Annotated in this window: 16 protein-coding genes; all 16 read right to left on the bottom strand. The window is 45.6% G+C overall.

Features of this window, described 5'->3' with window-relative positions:
* Positions 1-20: 20 nt before the first annotated feature.
* The 16 genes from radA to ACQY3H_RS04850 all read right to left on the bottom strand — a co-directional run bounded on the left by radA (position 21) and on the right by ACQY3H_RS04850 (position 15145).
* Positions 21-1388, bottom strand: coding sequence for a DNA repair protein RadA (gene radA / locus ACQY3H_RS04925; RefSeq protein WP_428075454.1), 1368 nt, complete (start codon positions 1386-1388; stop codon positions 21-23).
* A 2-nt stretch (positions 1389-1390) separates the two neighbouring features.
* Complete coding sequence (locus tag ACQY3H_RS04920) at positions 1391-2686, bottom strand: MlaD family protein (protein ID WP_428075452.1); 1296 nt, start codon at positions 2684-2686, stop codon at positions 1391-1393.
* A 30-nt stretch (positions 2687-2716) separates the two neighbouring features.
* A complete protein-coding gene (locus tag ACQY3H_RS04915; RefSeq protein WP_428075450.1) occupies positions 2717-3481 on the bottom strand; it encodes an ABC transporter ATP-binding protein in 765 nt (254 codons plus the stop codon).
* A 2-nt stretch (positions 3482-3483) separates the two neighbouring features.
* Complete coding sequence (locus tag ACQY3H_RS04910) at positions 3484-4236, bottom strand: MlaE family ABC transporter permease (protein ID WP_428075448.1); 753 nt, start codon at positions 4234-4236, stop codon at positions 3484-3486.
* Between the two features lie 23 nt (positions 4237-4259).
* Positions 4260-5366: an alanine racemase gene (gene alr, locus ACQY3H_RS04905; RefSeq protein WP_428075446.1), complete on the bottom strand. Its 1107-nt coding sequence runs from the start codon at positions 5364-5366 to the stop codon at positions 4260-4262.
* 3 nt (positions 5367-5369) lie between these two features.
* Positions 5370-6797, bottom strand: a complete 1428-nt coding sequence (gene dnaB / locus ACQY3H_RS04900; protein WP_428075444.1) for a replicative DNA helicase — start codon at positions 6795-6797, stop codon at positions 5370-5372.
* A gap of 148 nt (positions 6798-6945) precedes the next feature.
* Positions 6946-8787 carry an LTA synthase family protein gene (locus ACQY3H_RS04895; protein ID WP_428075442.1) on the bottom strand — a complete coding sequence of 614 codons (1842 nt, stop codon included), beginning with the start codon at positions 8785-8787 and terminating at the stop codon, positions 6946-6948.
* Between the two features lie 137 nt (positions 8788-8924).
* A complete protein-coding gene (rplI, locus tag ACQY3H_RS04890) occupies positions 8925-9437 on the bottom strand; it encodes a 50S ribosomal protein L9 (RefSeq protein ID WP_428075440.1) in 513 nt (170 codons plus the stop codon).
* Positions 9438-9451: 14 nt separating this feature from the next.
* Positions 9452-9766, bottom strand: a complete 315-nt coding sequence (gene rpsR, locus ACQY3H_RS04885; RefSeq protein WP_428075438.1) for a 30S ribosomal protein S18 — start codon at positions 9764-9766, stop codon at positions 9452-9454.
* A 20-nt stretch (positions 9767-9786) separates the two neighbouring features.
* Complete coding sequence (locus tag ACQY3H_RS04880; protein WP_428075436.1) at positions 9787-10236, bottom strand: single-stranded DNA-binding protein; 450 nt, start codon at positions 10234-10236, stop codon at positions 9787-9789.
* A 12-nt stretch (positions 10237-10248) separates the two neighbouring features.
* Entirely contained in the window at positions 10249-10569 is a 321-nt protein-coding gene (rpsF, locus tag ACQY3H_RS04875; RefSeq protein WP_428075434.1) for a 30S ribosomal protein S6, read from the bottom strand.
* A gap of 169 nt (positions 10570-10738) precedes the next feature.
* Positions 10739-11986, bottom strand: coding sequence for a hypothetical protein (locus ACQY3H_RS04870; RefSeq protein WP_428075432.1), 1248 nt, complete (start codon positions 11984-11986; stop codon positions 10739-10741).
* Positions 11987-12086: 100 nt separating this feature from the next.
* Positions 12087-12815: a RecB family exonuclease gene (locus ACQY3H_RS04865; RefSeq protein WP_428075429.1), complete on the bottom strand. Its 729-nt coding sequence runs from the start codon at positions 12813-12815 to the stop codon at positions 12087-12089.
* The gene (locus tag ACQY3H_RS04860) at positions 12805-13410 is read right to left on the bottom strand and encodes an RsmD family RNA methyltransferase (protein WP_428075427.1); all 606 of its coding nucleotides are present in this window, start codon (positions 13408-13410) and stop codon (positions 12805-12807) included. The genes ACQY3H_RS04865 and ACQY3H_RS04860 overlap by 11 nt, the downstream gene beginning before the upstream one ends.
* A 12-nt stretch (positions 13411-13422) precedes the next feature.
* Entirely contained in the window at positions 13423-14067 is a 645-nt protein-coding gene (locus ACQY3H_RS04855; RefSeq protein ID WP_428075425.1) for a response regulator, read from the bottom strand.
* Position 14068: 1 nt separating this feature from the next.
* Complete coding sequence (locus ACQY3H_RS04850; RefSeq protein WP_428075423.1) at positions 14069-15145, bottom strand: sensor histidine kinase; 1077 nt, start codon at positions 15143-15145, stop codon at positions 14069-14071.
* Positions 15146-15258 lie beyond the last annotated feature (113 nt).

Below are 15258 nucleotides of genomic sequence, written 5' to 3'. Positions count from 1 at the left end.
GAATCTTTAAGGAATCATATTTACCGTAGTTTCATTGCCAATCCGTTTAGGTCAGCCAGTTCCACTAACGTCATACCGTTAAGTTTAGATTTTTCTTGTTTGGAAAGCATAGCCGTATAGGTTTTAGTAAAGCCCAAACGGCGCGCTTCATCCATACGTTTTTCAATAAGTGGCACTTTGGCGACTTGCCCCAAAATACCCACTTCTGCCATAAACACGCTATCGTGCGCAATCGGGAAATCTTTGCACGAACTGATGACCGCCGCGCAAATAGCCAAATCTAAAGCGGGGTCTTTTAACTTGGCGCCGCCTGCCAAACTGACAAAAATATCTTTATTGTCCAGTGACAATCCGATATGTTTTTCAAGCGCGGCAAAAAGCATTAAACAGCGGTTCAAATCTACTCCGGTAGCCACGCGGCGCGGATAAGGAAAGCGCGTTGGCGAAACAAGGGCTTGCACTTCGGTGAGTAGCGGGCGCGAACCTTCCAGCGCCAGAGAATAAGCGCGGCCTTTTAAGGCACGTTCACGCGACGTTTCGGCAAAACATTCACTCGCGTTTTCTACCGAAATGAGTCCGCTGGCGCTCATGCGGAAAAGACCGATTTCATCGGTAGAGCCGAAACGGTTTTTATGCGGGCGCAAAAGGCGTAAAACATTATCTTTTTCCGTATCAAAGTACAATACGGCGTCCACCATATGCTCTAAAATTTTAGGGCCGGCCAGTTCGCCGTCTTTAGTTACATGTCCCAAAACAAACGTAATAATACCTTTGGGTTTGCACAGCCGCACGAGTTCGCTCGTGCACTCGCGCACTTGCGCTACCGTACCGGCAGAAGAAGTAAATTCGGGATGATAGACCGTTTGAATAGAATCTAAAATCAGCACGTCCGGGTTGACATTTTTCACCATCTCTACAATTTTCTGAATATCGGTTTCACACAACAGAAAAATGTTTTCCCCTTTCACACCCAAGCGTTGCGCGCGGCCGGAAATTTGGCTGATACTTTCTTCGCCGGAAATATACAGCACTTTTTGTGTTTTGGAAAGTTCCGCCGCCACCTGCAACATCAGCGTAGATTTGCCGATACCCGGCGCACCCGCCAAAAGAGTTAATTGCCCTTTGACAAGCCCGCCGCATAAAAGACGGTCAAATTCACTAATATGCGTAGGAATACGCACTTCGCTTACGGATTTACTGTCGGCAAGTTTTACTACTTCGCTGGAAAAATCGGTAAAACTGCGCGTGCGCGCGGGGGCTTTTTTGCTTTCCTGCGCTTTGACTTCTTCCACTAAACTATTCCACTCTCCACACTCCGGGCATTTTCCGGCCCATTTAGCAGATTCATAGCCACATTTCTGACAGACAAAAACCGTTTTGAATTTCATACTTATCTGCTGCCCGCCATAGCGGCTAACCCAAAGAACGAGGAGATATCTTGGTCGTTAAACGACAAGTTGGCCTTAACGGCAAAATCGTTAGTTTCCAACGCATCGCGCATCCACGCGCCCATGGAGAAATAGCGGTTAAACCGGAAATCTACCCCGTAGGTTAAATTCGGCTTATTAAAGTCGCGTCCGTTAATGGTGCGGTCGCGGCCCCAATCATAAAATTCGCCCGTAAAGGTAAATCTTTCTAAGAAATCAACATCTTTGAACGGTTGTAATTCCAAGGCCACACCGCCACCGCCGCGAATTAAACCGGCAGACAGTTTGGCCCAATCGTTATACAACCCGAAGCGCAAATCAAATTTGTTTTTCTCTATATAATCTCCCTCTTTAAGCCGGTCATCTTCGTTGCCCAAGTTAGCCATTCCCGCGCGGTAAAATGTATAACCGCTGGCCGGGTAAATTTCAAGGGCTAAATCACTGGAGGATAAATGCGCATCGGGCATATAGAAGAAATCATAATCCCAATACACTTTAAAGCGGCTCATCTTACCCACAAAGGTTTTGACTTCAGCCATAGTGGACTTCAAATCGGTTACGCTTTCTTTCACTTCTTCTTTCATTTGCGGATCTTTTAGCAAACTGCCGATAACACCCTCGCCGTTATTGATACTGGTAATAAGGGCATCGGCTTTAGCCATTAAATCGTCCAACTTAACGCTGGCCGAGTCCAAATTTTCCATGGTGCGCGTCATATACGGGCGCAAGGTAGCCACCATTTGATTTAAGTTGGCAGACAGTTGGCGCACTTCGGTCATCGTATCGTTTAAGCGCGCCCCAAATGCACCTTGATTATTGACACTATCTACAAAATCTTTGATACTTGCCATGGTTTGCGTGACCATAACATCTAACGGAACTTCATCAACACCGTCTAAATAATCACCGTTTTGATAGGCAGGGGCATTTTCATCGCCTTGTACTACTTTTAAGTATTTAGAGCCGATAATACCGGTCATCACTACGGAAAATTGTGCCCCGCGGTGAATGGGGATTTCGCGGTTAATTTCGGTAACGACAATAACGTCACCGTTTTCAATTTTAATTTTTTTAACTTTACCGACTTCTACGCCCGACAATTTAACAGGGGCTTTAACCGGAAGGCCGGAAACATCTTCAAATTTGACGTTTAAGTCGTAAGTGCGCGTAACGGAAAGGCCGCCTAAAAAATAAAGCGAAAAACCAAAGACGACTAGTCCAAGTATAGTAAAAATGCCTAATTTTGTTTCTGCTGTCATGAATTATTTTCTCCCTTAAAAGTAGGCGGATTATTCCCGCATCAGTTTCATTTGAATCGGCCCGTGACTGGAACCGCTCACAAATTGTTTCACATACGGATTATCCGTTTTACGAAATTCTTCCGGTGTGCCGTACAGTAAAATTTGTCCTTCATATAAAAACGCGATATAGTCGGCTATTTTGAAAGCCGAGCGCATATCGTGCGTAATCACCACTGAAGTTACCCCCAGTTTGGCTTTTAAATCTAATACCAAATCGCTGATAATATCCGACATAATGGGATCTAGCCCGGTTGTCGGCTCATCATATAAGATGACTTTGGGATTAACGGCAAGTACCCGCGCCAACGAAACGCGTTTTTTCATACCGCCGGAAAGTTCGCTGGGGTTTAATTTAGCCACATCTTCTTTAAGTCCCACCAAAGCCAATTTTTCGCGGATAATTTTAGGATATTCGCTTTCCGGCACGTTGGTTAAGTATTTTAGCCCAAACGCCACATTTTCCCCCACTGTCATGGAGTCAAACAAAGCCCCTTCCTGGAATAAATACCCAAAGTGACGGCGGATAGCGGAGAGTTTAATCTCGCTGGTAATTTTGGTAATATCTTTTCCGTTGACGAGAATTTGGCCGCTTGTAGCATCTTCCAAACGGATCATACACTTAATCAATGTACTTTTCCCGCAGCCGGAACCGCCTAAAATACACGTAACTTTGCCTTCCTCAATCGTCAAATTGACATTTTTAAGGACTTGTTTTTCGCCAAAGTTTTTTTGTAAGTTGCGTATTTCTATCATACTTAAATTCCAAATGCGGTCAAAATAGCCGTTAAGAAATAATCTAATACTAAAATTAACACAATCGTCGTAACGACGGCCCCGGTGGTAGATTTACCTACCCCTTCGGCTCCGCCGCGCGTGCTGATCCCTTTATAACAGCAGACCGTTCCTATCATAAACGCAAACAGGAACGACTTAATAAAACCGTGCATAAAATCGCTCACGCCCATAAAGGTTGTAATATCGGTTAAATATACTTCACCGGGAACCCCCAGTGCATACACTGCTACTAAATAGCCGCCTAAAATACCGAAGATATTGGAGAAAAGCGTCAAAATGGGCATTGTAAGCATAAAGCCAAACATACGCGGAATGACTAAATAACGTATGGGATTTGTCCCTAACGTATAGAGTGCATCAATTTGTTCGGTAACGGCCATCGTACCGATTTGCGCCGTAACGGCTGCCCCCGCCCGACCGGAAATAACGACCCCCGTCAGCACCGGGCCCAATTCGCGGATGAGCGAAAAGGCTACAATCGTACCCACAAAAATCGGATCACCGAAGATATTGCCAATCGTATTACCGGCCTGCAGCGCAAGCACCATGCCGGTAAACAAACTGGTCAGTGCCACTACACCAAACGATTCTACGCCGATAATCACACTTTGCTCTACGGCTTGATGCCATTCAAACCGAGCATGTAACGTCCAAAAGGCAGACGAACTAACCATGCGGGCGGCACCACCCACTTGGCTCAGCAAATTCGTCATATATTTTCCTACTGCCTTAAACATTATCTTTTATACACCCTTGGCACGCGAGCCGACAAAAGCGTGCATAATTCGTAATCAATCGTCCCGGCCTTTTGAGCCAGTTCGGCCAGCGTAATTTCTTCGCTGCCTTGTTTGCCCACCACTACTACTTCTTCGCCTACTTGCACAGGGGCCACACCGGTAATATCCACCATCATCATATCCATGGTGATATTGCCAAGTACCCGGCAACGCTTCCCCTTAATAAGCACATCGGCCTTATTGGAAAGTGCGCGCAAATAACCATCCCCATAACCTATGGGCAACGTGGCTACTTTAAGCGGTTTATCTGCTATAAAACTACGCCCGTAACTAATACTCGCACCCGCAGGAACATCTTTCACATACACAATCTGCGTTTTGAGTGATAAAATCGGTTGATATCCTTTTTCCAACCCATACGCACTATGTCCGGGGCGCACCATATCATAATGGATATCGGGCCGGGCCACTAGCGCAGCCGAGGCCGCTAAATGGCGATAGTTGACCTTGATACCGCGCAGTTGCATATTGGTTAACGTATCGCGGTAATAACCGATTTGTTCTTCGGTATAGGCAGGGTCGGTATCTACGCTGGAAAGGTGAGAATATAACCCATCCAACACAATATAAGGATGATTGGCTAATGCTTCCAACACCTCTACCACTTTACCGCGGCGCGTACCGATACGCCCCATTCCCGTATCTTGCTTCACATGGCAAAACGCGGGTTGTTTGAGTTCTTCGGCAATTTTACATACTGCCTTGGCGGCTTCCAAACTGGCAATCGTAACGGCCAGTTTGTTTTTAATAGCATATTCAAACGCTTCAAACGGGTAAATACTTCCCAACACCAAAATAGGTAATTTTACCCCCGCTTGGCGCAGTTGCATGCCTTCTTCCACCGAGGCTACACCTAGAAATTCACACAGTTGTTTTTCCTGTAAAAATTGGCTAACCGACACCGCCCCGTGCCCGTACGCATTGGCTTTTACCAGCGTAAGCAATTTGACTGAAGGCGCTACTTGCGTGCGAACGCGCGTCAAGTTGGCGGCTAGTTTGGTCAAATCTACTTCGGCAAAAGTGGGACGCAAAAACGTTTCGCTCATACGTTACTCCGGCAGCGGCCCAATTTCCGTATTTCCCGCGCTCCCTTGGGCATTTTCCATTTGCTCGGGAGCCGGATTGGTAAATAACGCATATTCACCAAAGAAGGCCAAATCGATCTCTCCCACCGGGCCGTTACGTTGTTTAGCAATAATCAGCGTGGCTTTGTTTTTCTCGGCATCATCGTGTGAGTAATACCAATTGCGGTGCAACAAGGCCACCACATCAGCATCCTGTTCAATAGAACCAGATTCACGCAAGTCCGAAAGCATTGGCTTCTTATCCGCACGGCCTTTTTCTTCGTTCTTACGGCTCAACTGCGACAGGGCCATCACCGGCACTTCTAACGTACGGGCCAAATCTTTAAGCATGCGGGAAATTTCGCTCACTTCCTGTTGGCGGCTTTCCACCCGCCGTTCTCCGCCACGAATTAACTGCAAATAGTCAATAACGATAAGCCCTAGCCCTTTGCCGCCTTGTTTTTTAAGTTCGCTGTCTAACCGGCGCGCACGCATACGAAGTTCGGTAATGGAAATGCCGGATGTATCATCTATAAAAAATGGAGAGGCGGCTAACCGACCGAGTTCACGGGTTAAATCACCCCATTTCGCTTTTTCCATCCAACCGTTACGTAATTTAGAAATTTCCACTTGTGCAGCCGAACCTAACATACGCTGAAAAATACTGTGCCTACCCATTTCTAACGAGAAAAAAGCAACCGGAATTCCGCACTCTACCGCCGCATGATGGGCAATGTTAAGCGCCAGTGCCGTTTTCCCTTGGCTGGGGCGCGCACCTAAAATAATTAAGTCCGCTTTGCGAAGTCCCCCGGTACGATAATCAAACGTATCCAACCCGGTGGGAACACCTTGAATGGTATTTTTATCCTTAATGGCCTGCTCTAATACACGCATTACTTCGGGCGCAAATTCTTTAGCCGAAATAAACCCGGATAATTTCTGTCTTTGGCTCAAGCGATAAATTTGATCAGCCGCCGAATCAATCAAAATCTGCGGGTCATCATCTTCTTCTTTATAAGCGCGTTGGACCAAGTGAGTGGCGGTTTGAATTAAATCGCGCACGACAAATTTCTTATACACAATTTCGGCATAGTGTTTGACGTGTGCCGTCGTAACGACTTTATCTACCAATTGCGCTAAATACACTTCGCCGCCCAGTTGGGTAAGCAGTTTGTTCTTTTTAAGTTCTTCGCTTAATGTAACGATATCAACGGCTTGACCGCGTTCGGCTAAGGTTTGCATAGCCGCATAAATTTTTTGGTGGGCTTCTTTATAAAAATGTTCGGGTTTGAGAATTTCTAACGCATCATCCACCGCTTCGGCAGATAATAACATGGCCCCTAAAACGGCCATTTCGGCATCTAATGCTTGCGGGGGAACACGGTTTTCCAATAAATTACTTGTTGTTGCCATACATACTACCTCATAAAGAGAAAAAAGTCCTGCCCTTTTTTGTGGGTAAAAAAGGGATAAGAGTATTGTAGCAATTTAACACCCGATTGGAAATGAAAAAATGAATTAGGACTAATTAGAAAAAGGGGGAGTATCATATCCAAACAGTTTATTTGGCCCAACGGTTATTTTTAAGCGCTAAGTAAACCGCTTTATTTAGCGCAATCATAGCGCGGTGCACATCCGATTTACTATCTGCACGCACCAGCCCGTCCGGTGTCACAAATCCAAAGTCATCTTCGGATAAATTCACAAAAGTCCATGTTTTATGGGGATCTGCCAAAACACTTTTCCCCATAGCCGCGTATGGTACAGATATATGCAACAAATCTACTATCGTGGGCAAAACATCCGTTTGTCCGGCTACTACCTCGGTTTGTCCGGCAGAGATAATGCCCGGAGCCGCCAGAATAAACGGAACGTGAAAACGCTCCCCCCCTTTGACCGGGCGTTCCCTGCGGATATGATCCCCTACTACTATAAATACAGTATCCTTATCTAACCCTTCTTGATGCAAGGTATCTAAAAATTGCCCGATACTCCAATCGGTATAAGATAAAGCCAATAAATACGGTTCCCCTTGGAATTTTTGTTCCAATTCGGCTGAAAAGTGTTTCGGTTGCAACATACCCAGCGGCTCATGGGTGGCTGTAGAAAAGAAAAATCCGGCAAAAGGCTGGGAACTTTGTTTCATCTTTTCGGCCAATACGTGTAGGGCATCTGCATCATACACCGCGGAAGCGCCATATTCTTTGCGGATTCGTTCTGTTCCGTAAGAATCAAACCCCAATAAGCGACTGATCGGACCGATATACATAGAACCGTCCTCGCAAGCACGCACAAAAACCGTTTCATATCCGGCCTGACGTAAAACATCACCCAACCCACGTTGGTTCACTTGTTCCAGTCCACGGCTATAATAAGGGAACCCTGCTACTTTGCACACACCGGACATCAACGCTCCGATTCCCACCAAACTAGATCCGTCCGTACATGAGTAAAACCGGTTGAAACTAAGTCCTTGCCGTACTAATTTATCCAAATGGGGAGTCGCCCCATATTGCGTACCGGATAAGGCATCTATATAGCGCGCGTCTAAACTTTCCAGTGCCAAAATAATGATATTTTTAGGGGCTTTTGCATAGGTAAATCGGGTACGGGTGCGTTGAAAGGGATATTGCGGATCGGGTTGTTCTCCAGGCATGATAAGTAATTCTTGCGTGACTTGTTGGCTTTCTTCATTTCCTATTTCTTGCAAAGACGGATGCGTATGATGGGCTTTGGCAGACAGAATATAGCGCGACGGATTCAAACTATACACCACACTAAACACTCCGTTTAAGGTTAAATGTCCTTGCTCTATTTGTTGGGTATAAGCCCATTGCGTAGAAATGGCTTGAAAACAAAAAAAATATCCCCGTTCGCCAAACCATAAGAAAAACCCTAACAGAAACAAAAACAAACCTTCATACAAAATAGGGCCTTTGCGCACCGGAGTCAAACGGCAAGCATATACATAAGCCCCATAAATTCCCGCCGACATACATACGCCCGCCACCAGCAAAACCGGCCAATAAGAGTAGATGGCCGTTTTAACGATTAACGGAACCGATAAGAAGAAATCAAATATGGCCGAACCGATATGTTTTTGGACATACTTGAAATAGACAATGTCTGCTATCCATAAAAAACTATACACTTCCAACACAACAATAGCCAGAACAGCCACAATACGTTGATAAACGCGGGAACGTAGGGGTAAATTCAAAAGGATAAGTACCGGGCCGCCCACTAGACAAAGCATAGAAAAATCATACACTACACCTCGCCCCATACTAATTAACAATTGCGTCCAAGTAACCGTATCAAAGATAGCCGGATATAAGAAATAGAGAAAAATGCGGGCCAGTTGGGACAAACCTAAAAAAAGCAATACAAAAAGGAGTGTCATTCTCAAACGTGTAGAATCACCACGTTTAAAAGTGATATATCCCCATATCAAGAAAAAACAAATCGTATAAATCATCAGTTATAAAAATTCCCCATACCCCGAAAGGTATGGGGAAATACAAAACGCAAACGGCTAATTTATTTGGTTTCGGCCTTTTCTTCGGCTTTCGCTTCCGGTTTGGCGTCGGCGATTTTTTCTTCTACCGTGGTCAAGGGGTTAATTTGTACCTTGATGGTGGCAGTAACCGTCGGTTTCAAATAAATGCCGACTTCCGTTTCACCCAAGGCCTTAATCGGCATATTGAGTTCAATAGAGTCTTTGGCAATTTTGTGACCCAACGCTTGCAACGCTTTGTAGATGTCGGCTTTGTTGACAGAACCGAACACTACGCCATCGGCATTGACCGTTTTGGTAAAAGGCAATACTACGCCGGTTAATTTTTCAGCGATTTTGCGCGCTTCGGCGAGTTCCGCATCAATGCGTTTTTGGCGGCGTTCTGCGCCGAGTTGCCAATTTTTAATCGCGCCTTCGGTGGCGATTTCCGCCAAGTGGTGCGGGACTAAAAAGTTGCGGGCATAACCGGGTTTTACTTCAACAACAGAACCCACCATTCCCAAATTTTTGACGTTTTCTTTCAAAATAACTTTCATGTTCGTCCTCCAACTTATTTTTTGGGTAAGGAATACGGCAAGATAGCCAAGTTGCGGTCACGCTTAATCGCTTTGGTGATTTGGCGTTGGTGTTTGGCGCAAGTGCCGGTAATGCGGCGAGACAAAATTTTGCCGCTTTCCATGGTGAAGGACTTTACGAACTGGAAGTTCTTATAGTCGATGTTGTCAATTTTTTCTGCGCAGAGTTTGCAAACTTTACGTCTGCTTTCAAAGCGCTTTTTCCCAAACGCACGCGCGGGTCTTTCCGGGCGGGCGGCCGCAGACGTAGAAGCCTCGGCAGCGGGAGTGTTAGTAATTTCTTCGGACATTTGTTTCCTCATTTTTTAGTTTAGAAAGGAACGTCGTCTTCCATTACTTCCGTAGTGGGAACGTCGTCCTTTGCGGCCGCTTGTGCGCCGTCATCGTAGGCGCCTCCGGCGGCGGCTGCGGACTCTAATAATTGAATCCGCCGGGCCGTAACCTGCAAGTTGCGGCGGGTTTGACCCGTAGTTTTATCGGTATATTCGCTTAATGTAAGGCGGCCTTCTACACTGACAGGCGTACCTTTTTTCATGCGGTCTTTGCACCGATCGGCTGCCGAGCCCCAAACCACAACGGGAACAAACACAGTATCATCTTTCCACTCGTTTGTGGTAGCATCTAAATATCTGCGGTTCACCGCAATATCACAACGGCACACGGCTTGACCTTTCTGTGTAAATGCCACGTTAGGGTCACGTGTCAACCGTCCGACTAGAAGGACTATGTTTTGTTCCGGCAATTTGATTGCTGCTGGCATACGTTAACCTTTTTATTTGACTACGACAGGAGCCGGTTTGGCTTTTACTTCCACGGCGTTCATCGTCATGGAGCGTAGTACATTTTCGTTGAGTTTCAAAGCATTGTCAAATTCTTTAATAAAAGAAGGTTCGGCTTTGAATTTCAAGTAGAGATAGAAACCATCGCGAACGTGATTGATTTCATGGGTAAATTTACGACGACCCAATTTTTCTTCGCTGGTTACTTCTCCGCCTTTGTTCGTGATAAGGGCTTTGGCCTTGTTCACGAATTCACCCACTTCTCCGTCGGAGAGTTGGGGTCTTACGATAATTACACTTTCGTACGTTTTCATAGACTAATTTTCTTTGCGTTTTGTTAGGCAAAAAATTCCGCAGGTAAAACCTGCGGCTTTTTACCTTGTATATATTATAACAAAATTTTACTAAAAAGAGCGATGTTTCGGAGTTTAAAAACACCCCTTAACTAAATAAGGGGTGTTTGCTAAATTTTATAACTCGCGTTTAGCGTTCCGGAACGAACGTACCATCCGCGTCGTCTAAAATATAACCCATACCGGGGAAATATTCCCGTATCGGCGCATTGGGAATACCCTCAAACACTGTACCGACCATCCAAGGGGCTCGGGATTTCGGGGTCGTTACCGGGGTGTTTTGAGTTCCCCCAATCGGTCGCAAAGTCAAATCGGCATCGTTCGCAATTTCCACCCCTTCTTCCGGGAAGGTTTGACGTACCGGGCCGGATACATTTTGCGGGTACCGTTGACGCAAGGAAACCGCTTCCATAGCCGGGCTGGGTGATAATTCCGCCGGTACAAGCACGTTGCTTAAGCCTCTATTAAAGTGGATCTCATTTTCCGGCGTCCAATTTAAATCGCGCGGGAATGCAACGTCCATGCTCAATTGTCCGGTAGCGGTATTGACGGCAAATTGCGGCACACCGGCTAATTGTTCATGATACCGTATATTACGGGCAGAGAAAGGTTCTAATCGTTCCTTAATCTGTTGCACAATTTGCCAAGGAGACATGGTCTCTGTGCCATTCCAGTCCGGGTTGGAATAATTTTCCGCCTGAGGAGCCTCCAACCCCTTGTGATTATCTGCCAATAAATATACATCTACTGTTGTGGCACGGGGATCTACGGCTTGTTTGAAAAACGTATCGGATTGGCCTTCCCCGATTTGGGTTCTTCCGTCAACGTGAGCCACGCTGACACGCAATACGCGCGGGCCTTGTTTGCTCACAATAGCCACCCCAACGCATTGATTGAGCCCGAAAAGCCCTACCCAACGAGGAGATTGAGCCGGCGTAGCCGAGAAAAACTCTTTCATCCCCACCAAAGACACTTTTTGTGATGGCTCAAACGGTACAAATTTGGGTGCTAACATGGCCTTTACGCGGGCCTCACTGCCGGCTTTCACCGCAATCAATTTGTCAGCTTGCTCCAAATCGCGTACGACGGCATCTCCCGCAGAACTTCTTACGAAATCTAAGGGGGCTACGGTCAATTCTTCATTATTACGGATACCTACTCCCATATCCGGGAAAATTTCACGATACTGAGTAGTTTGCGCTTCCCAAATAGAACGGGTAAGCGTATTGCGAACAGCATTCGGCATTTCTTTTGTTACTTTACTTACAGTTTCAAGGCCTCGTGCTGCCTCTTCTACCAGATTAGTTTGCGCATAAGCGCTTATACTTACTGTGCCTAAAAGCACAACTGTTCCTAATGTTTTATGTAATGTTTTCATGCGTTTATTGTAATAAAAAAAATTTTTAGCATGCAAGCGAAAAAAAGGCCCAACGGCCGGCTGGGTCTAAAGACCTAAATGCCTGTTGTGGGTAATCCTGTTAATTTTCAGGTGGTAAAACGGCTTGATCGCAACGATCCTTAAACAAACAGTTGGGGCAATTAGCACAATTGGGCGAAAAATCTTGCGCCACAATTTTTTTACCTGTTTCAATAAAAGTATCTATGATTTTGCGTTCATCAAACGCTTCAAACGGAGCACTTTGCACTTGGTCAAACGCCACAAAATAAAAGGTGGCTTTTCCCCGTTGCATATTCCATGCGCGCCGCGCGCCAACCGCATAAATACCCATTTGCAACGAATCGGTTACCGCGGCGGTAACATCCGCATCTGCTCCTGTTTTATAATCTATCACTTCCCACGAACCGTCCGGGAGTTTATCAATGCGGTCAATTTTTCCGCGAAGCGTCCACTCGCCTTCCTGAAAAATGAATTCACGCTCGGTACTATCTACGACAGTTTTACGTTCATACTCGCGTTGGGCATACGTTTCCAACATGCGTTTCCCTTTCAAGTACCATTCCATCTGTTCGCCCGCACTGGCGTATCCGGCCCCCATCCAACAATCATCATAATAGGAAAGCAGTTCGCTTGGGTCGTTGCTTTGGGCATGGTAGGCCTCCAAGGTGCGGTGAATAGAAACCCCCAAGGAAGACGCCGGCACCAAGCCTTCCCGCTTACCTTCTATATACTTATATTTATAGGCAAGCGGACATTCGCGATAAGTTTTGATTTTGGAAAAATTCAGTTCATGCGAATCACTCTGCATGGGTACTCTCCGATTTGGCACGCACCGCGCGCAAAAAATGGACCAGCGTATCACCGTATTTTTCCACGCGGTAAATTTCCAACGCTGCCGGGACAGCAAATTCTTCGGTTTTGTGAGTTTGTAAGATGATAATACCGTTCGGAGCCAGCAACCTTGCTTGTGCCACGTTGGCGAGTGCCGGTTCGGACAAGGCCAACATCTTATTATTGATATCGCGATACGGCGGGCCCATAAAAATAATGTCATACCCTTCGTTATCGCTATACGCAAGCAGATAATCTAACGGTTTTAACACGTCTCCGCGCAAAACTTTCGCACGGTCAACAAATCCCAAATGTTCCAAATTGCGGTGAATATTTTTAATACAGGCAGGCTCCCGGTCCACCATCACGGTACGCAAAGCGCCGCGCGAAAGAGCCTCTAACGACACGTTCCCCGTTCCGGCAAATAAATCAAGCATCATGGCGCCGGGCAAACGCGGACGGATAATGTCAAAAACCGATTGTTTGATCCGATCCGAAATCGGTTTGACGGGTAAATTTTTAGATACCGAAAATATCCGGCGTCCACGGGCTGTACCAGCAATAATACGCATAGTTTTCTTTCCTTATAATTGGGCAATCCCTTCTTTAAGGGCAAAGCGCACCAGTTCGGTTTGTTTATGAATACCCAATTTTTTCATAATATTGTTACGGTGCACATGAATGGTATTAAGCGACAAATGAAATGTTTTGGCAATTTGTTTGCTGCTATACCCTTCGGCAATCAACTGTAATACTTCTTTTTCTTTGGGAGTAAGCCCCGTTGCATCACGTTTACGCGAATTTGTTTTTCCCAAAAATCCTTGGACAATATATTTAGAAACCTTATTACACAGATAAAACCGTCCGGCACAGATTTCTTCAATAGCATTTATAATTTCATCGGCAGCAGATACTTTAACAATATATCCTTTGGCTCCGGCTTTGAGTGATTTTTCTACCGATATTCGGTCATCATACATACTGAGCATCACAATTTTAATATCCGGATGGCACTTTACCATCTGCTCTACCGCATCAATACCGTTAATAACCGGCATAGAGATATCTACAATATAAATTTCGTCCGGATGCGTTTTGGCATATTCCACCAATTCTTTTCCGTTAGATAACTCCGCCGAAATTTGCATTTTCTGTCCCAGCCGTTCTAATACAGCCCGTACACCGGTACGGACAATAGCATGATCATCTGCCAGTACAATTTTTTTCATACTAATTTCCCCCATAAACAACACATGGGCAAACTACTGTAATTTGCGTGCCTTTCCCCGGCGCACTCTTTACAGTAATAGAGCCCCCCAATAATTCTACGCTGTCTTTCATGGCCAACAATCCGATATGTTCTATGGAAAGTTGTTGGTCAGGATCAAACCCCATACCATCATCACATACTAACAGGTTGATATCGTTTTTTACCCGTTTAAGTTGTACACGGATATGTTTTGCATGGGCATGTTTGACCGTATTTGTCAGCGCTTCCTGTACAATACGATACAGTAAAATTTTTACATCATCAGACAACCCGAAATGATCGCCTTCTTCATCATAATCAAAAGTATATGGGATATGGCTTAACGAACTTACGTTTTCTAACAAATCACGTATAGCCCCTTCAAGCCCGCCTTTATTTTCCAAAGAGGGCGGACGTAATGAAACGATTACATTTTTTAACCGTTCAATACTTTCTTTGAGTTGTTGGTCTAATTGTTCCAAATCGCGCAAGGCCTGTTTGCTGTTGCCGGTTTTAACGCTGGCACGTACCAAACTTAACAACGCCGTTAGCATGACCGCACTGGAACCCACCTCATCATGCAAGGCTTTTGAAATACCTTTCTTTTCGGTCTCACGGGTGGCTAAAAGCAATTGAGCGAATGTGCGCGGGGCAACCGGTTCTTGCAATTCCAGCGAGATGTTCCCGTAACTTACCGGTCGGCTGATATCCCGCGAGAAAGATAATATCCCCGCCGTTTGGCTGTCCGGCAACGGCAAAGACACACAGGAAGTTTGATACACTTTGCGTGTTTTTCCGCGGGTAAACAGCCACTCGTAATGGTAAACGCCGCGTTTAAGCGTTTCTTCCCAAGCCAAACGGTGGACCGGATCTTTTTGAAAAATAGTAGCCGGCTGGTGTACCGGGCCGCCAAGTTGCCGGCTACGCCCCGTATCCATATCCGTAATCAACACAAAATCATATCCGTAAAACGTTTCCCCCTGGATTGTTTTTGGGGTGGCTTGCTTCCCCACACGTTTAACAGATTTTGATTGTTTTTTTACTGTTTTGCGTACCATAAAAATAACTCTTATTAAGTAGGAAATGCTACAAAGTATTTCTATTTTACAAAGTTTGGACGTATTTTTCACACCGACACGTAAAGTTCAAACGCGACGCGGGGCTTTTTGAT

The organism is Candidatus Avelusimicrobium luingense (genome assembly GCF_902757105.1).
Taxonomy (GTDB): domain Bacteria; phylum Elusimicrobiota; class Elusimicrobia; order Elusimicrobiales; family Elusimicrobiaceae; genus Avelusimicrobium; species Avelusimicrobium luingense.
This window is presented reverse-complemented; position numbering and strand designations above follow the sequence as displayed.

Coding starts and splice junctions, on each gene's coding strand:
- radA (WP_428075454.1), bottom strand. CDS start 1,388: ATGAAATTCAAAACGGTTTTTGTCTGTCAGAAATGTGGCTATGAATCT.
- ACQY3H_RS04920 (WP_428075452.1), bottom strand. CDS start 2,686: ATGACAGCAGAAACAAAATTAGGCATTTTTACTATACTTGGACTAGTC.
- ACQY3H_RS04915 (WP_428075450.1), bottom strand. CDS start 3,481: ATGATAGAAATACGCAACTTACAAAAAAACTTTGGCGAAAAACAAGTC.
- ACQY3H_RS04910 (WP_428075448.1), bottom strand. CDS start 4,236: ATGACGAATTTGCTGAGCCAAGTGGGTGGTGCCGCCCGCATGGTTAGT.
- alr (WP_428075446.1), bottom strand. CDS start 5,366: ATGAGCGAAACGTTTTTGCGTCCCACTTTTGCCGAAGTAGATTTGACC.
- dnaB (WP_428075444.1), bottom strand. CDS start 6,797: ATGGCAACAACAAGTAATTTATTGGAAAACCGTGTTCCCCCGCAAGCA.
- ACQY3H_RS04895 (WP_428075442.1), bottom strand. CDS start 8,787: ATGACACTCCTTTTTGTATTGCTTTTTTTAGGTTTGTCCCAACTGGCC.
- rplI (WP_428075440.1), bottom strand. CDS start 9,437: ATGAAAGTTATTTTGAAAGAAAACGTCAAAAATTTGGGAATGGTGGGT.
- rpsR (WP_428075438.1), bottom strand. CDS start 9,766: ATGTCCGAAGAAATTACTAACACTCCCGCTGCCGAGGCTTCTACGTCT.
- ACQY3H_RS04880 (WP_428075436.1), bottom strand. CDS start 10,236: ATGCCAGCAGCAATCAAATTGCCGGAACAAAACATAGTCCTTCTAGTC.
- rpsF (WP_428075434.1), bottom strand. CDS start 10,569: ATGAAAACGTACGAAAGTGTAATTATCGTAAGACCCCAACTCTCCGAC.
- ACQY3H_RS04870 (WP_428075432.1), bottom strand. CDS start 11,986: ATGAAAACATTACATAAAACATTAGGAACAGTTGTGCTTTTAGGCACA.
- ACQY3H_RS04865 (WP_428075429.1), bottom strand. CDS start 12,815: ATGCAGAGTGATTCGCATGAACTGAATTTTTCCAAAATCAAAACTTAT.
- ACQY3H_RS04860 (WP_428075427.1), bottom strand. CDS start 13,410: ATGCGTATTATTGCTGGTACAGCCCGTGGACGCCGGATATTTTCGGTA.
- ACQY3H_RS04855 (WP_428075425.1), bottom strand. CDS start 14,067: ATGAAAAAAATTGTACTGGCAGATGATCATGCTATTGTCCGTACCGGT.
- ACQY3H_RS04850 (WP_428075423.1), bottom strand. CDS start 15,145: ATGGTACGCAAAACAGTAAAAAAACAATCAAAATCTGTTAAACGTGTG.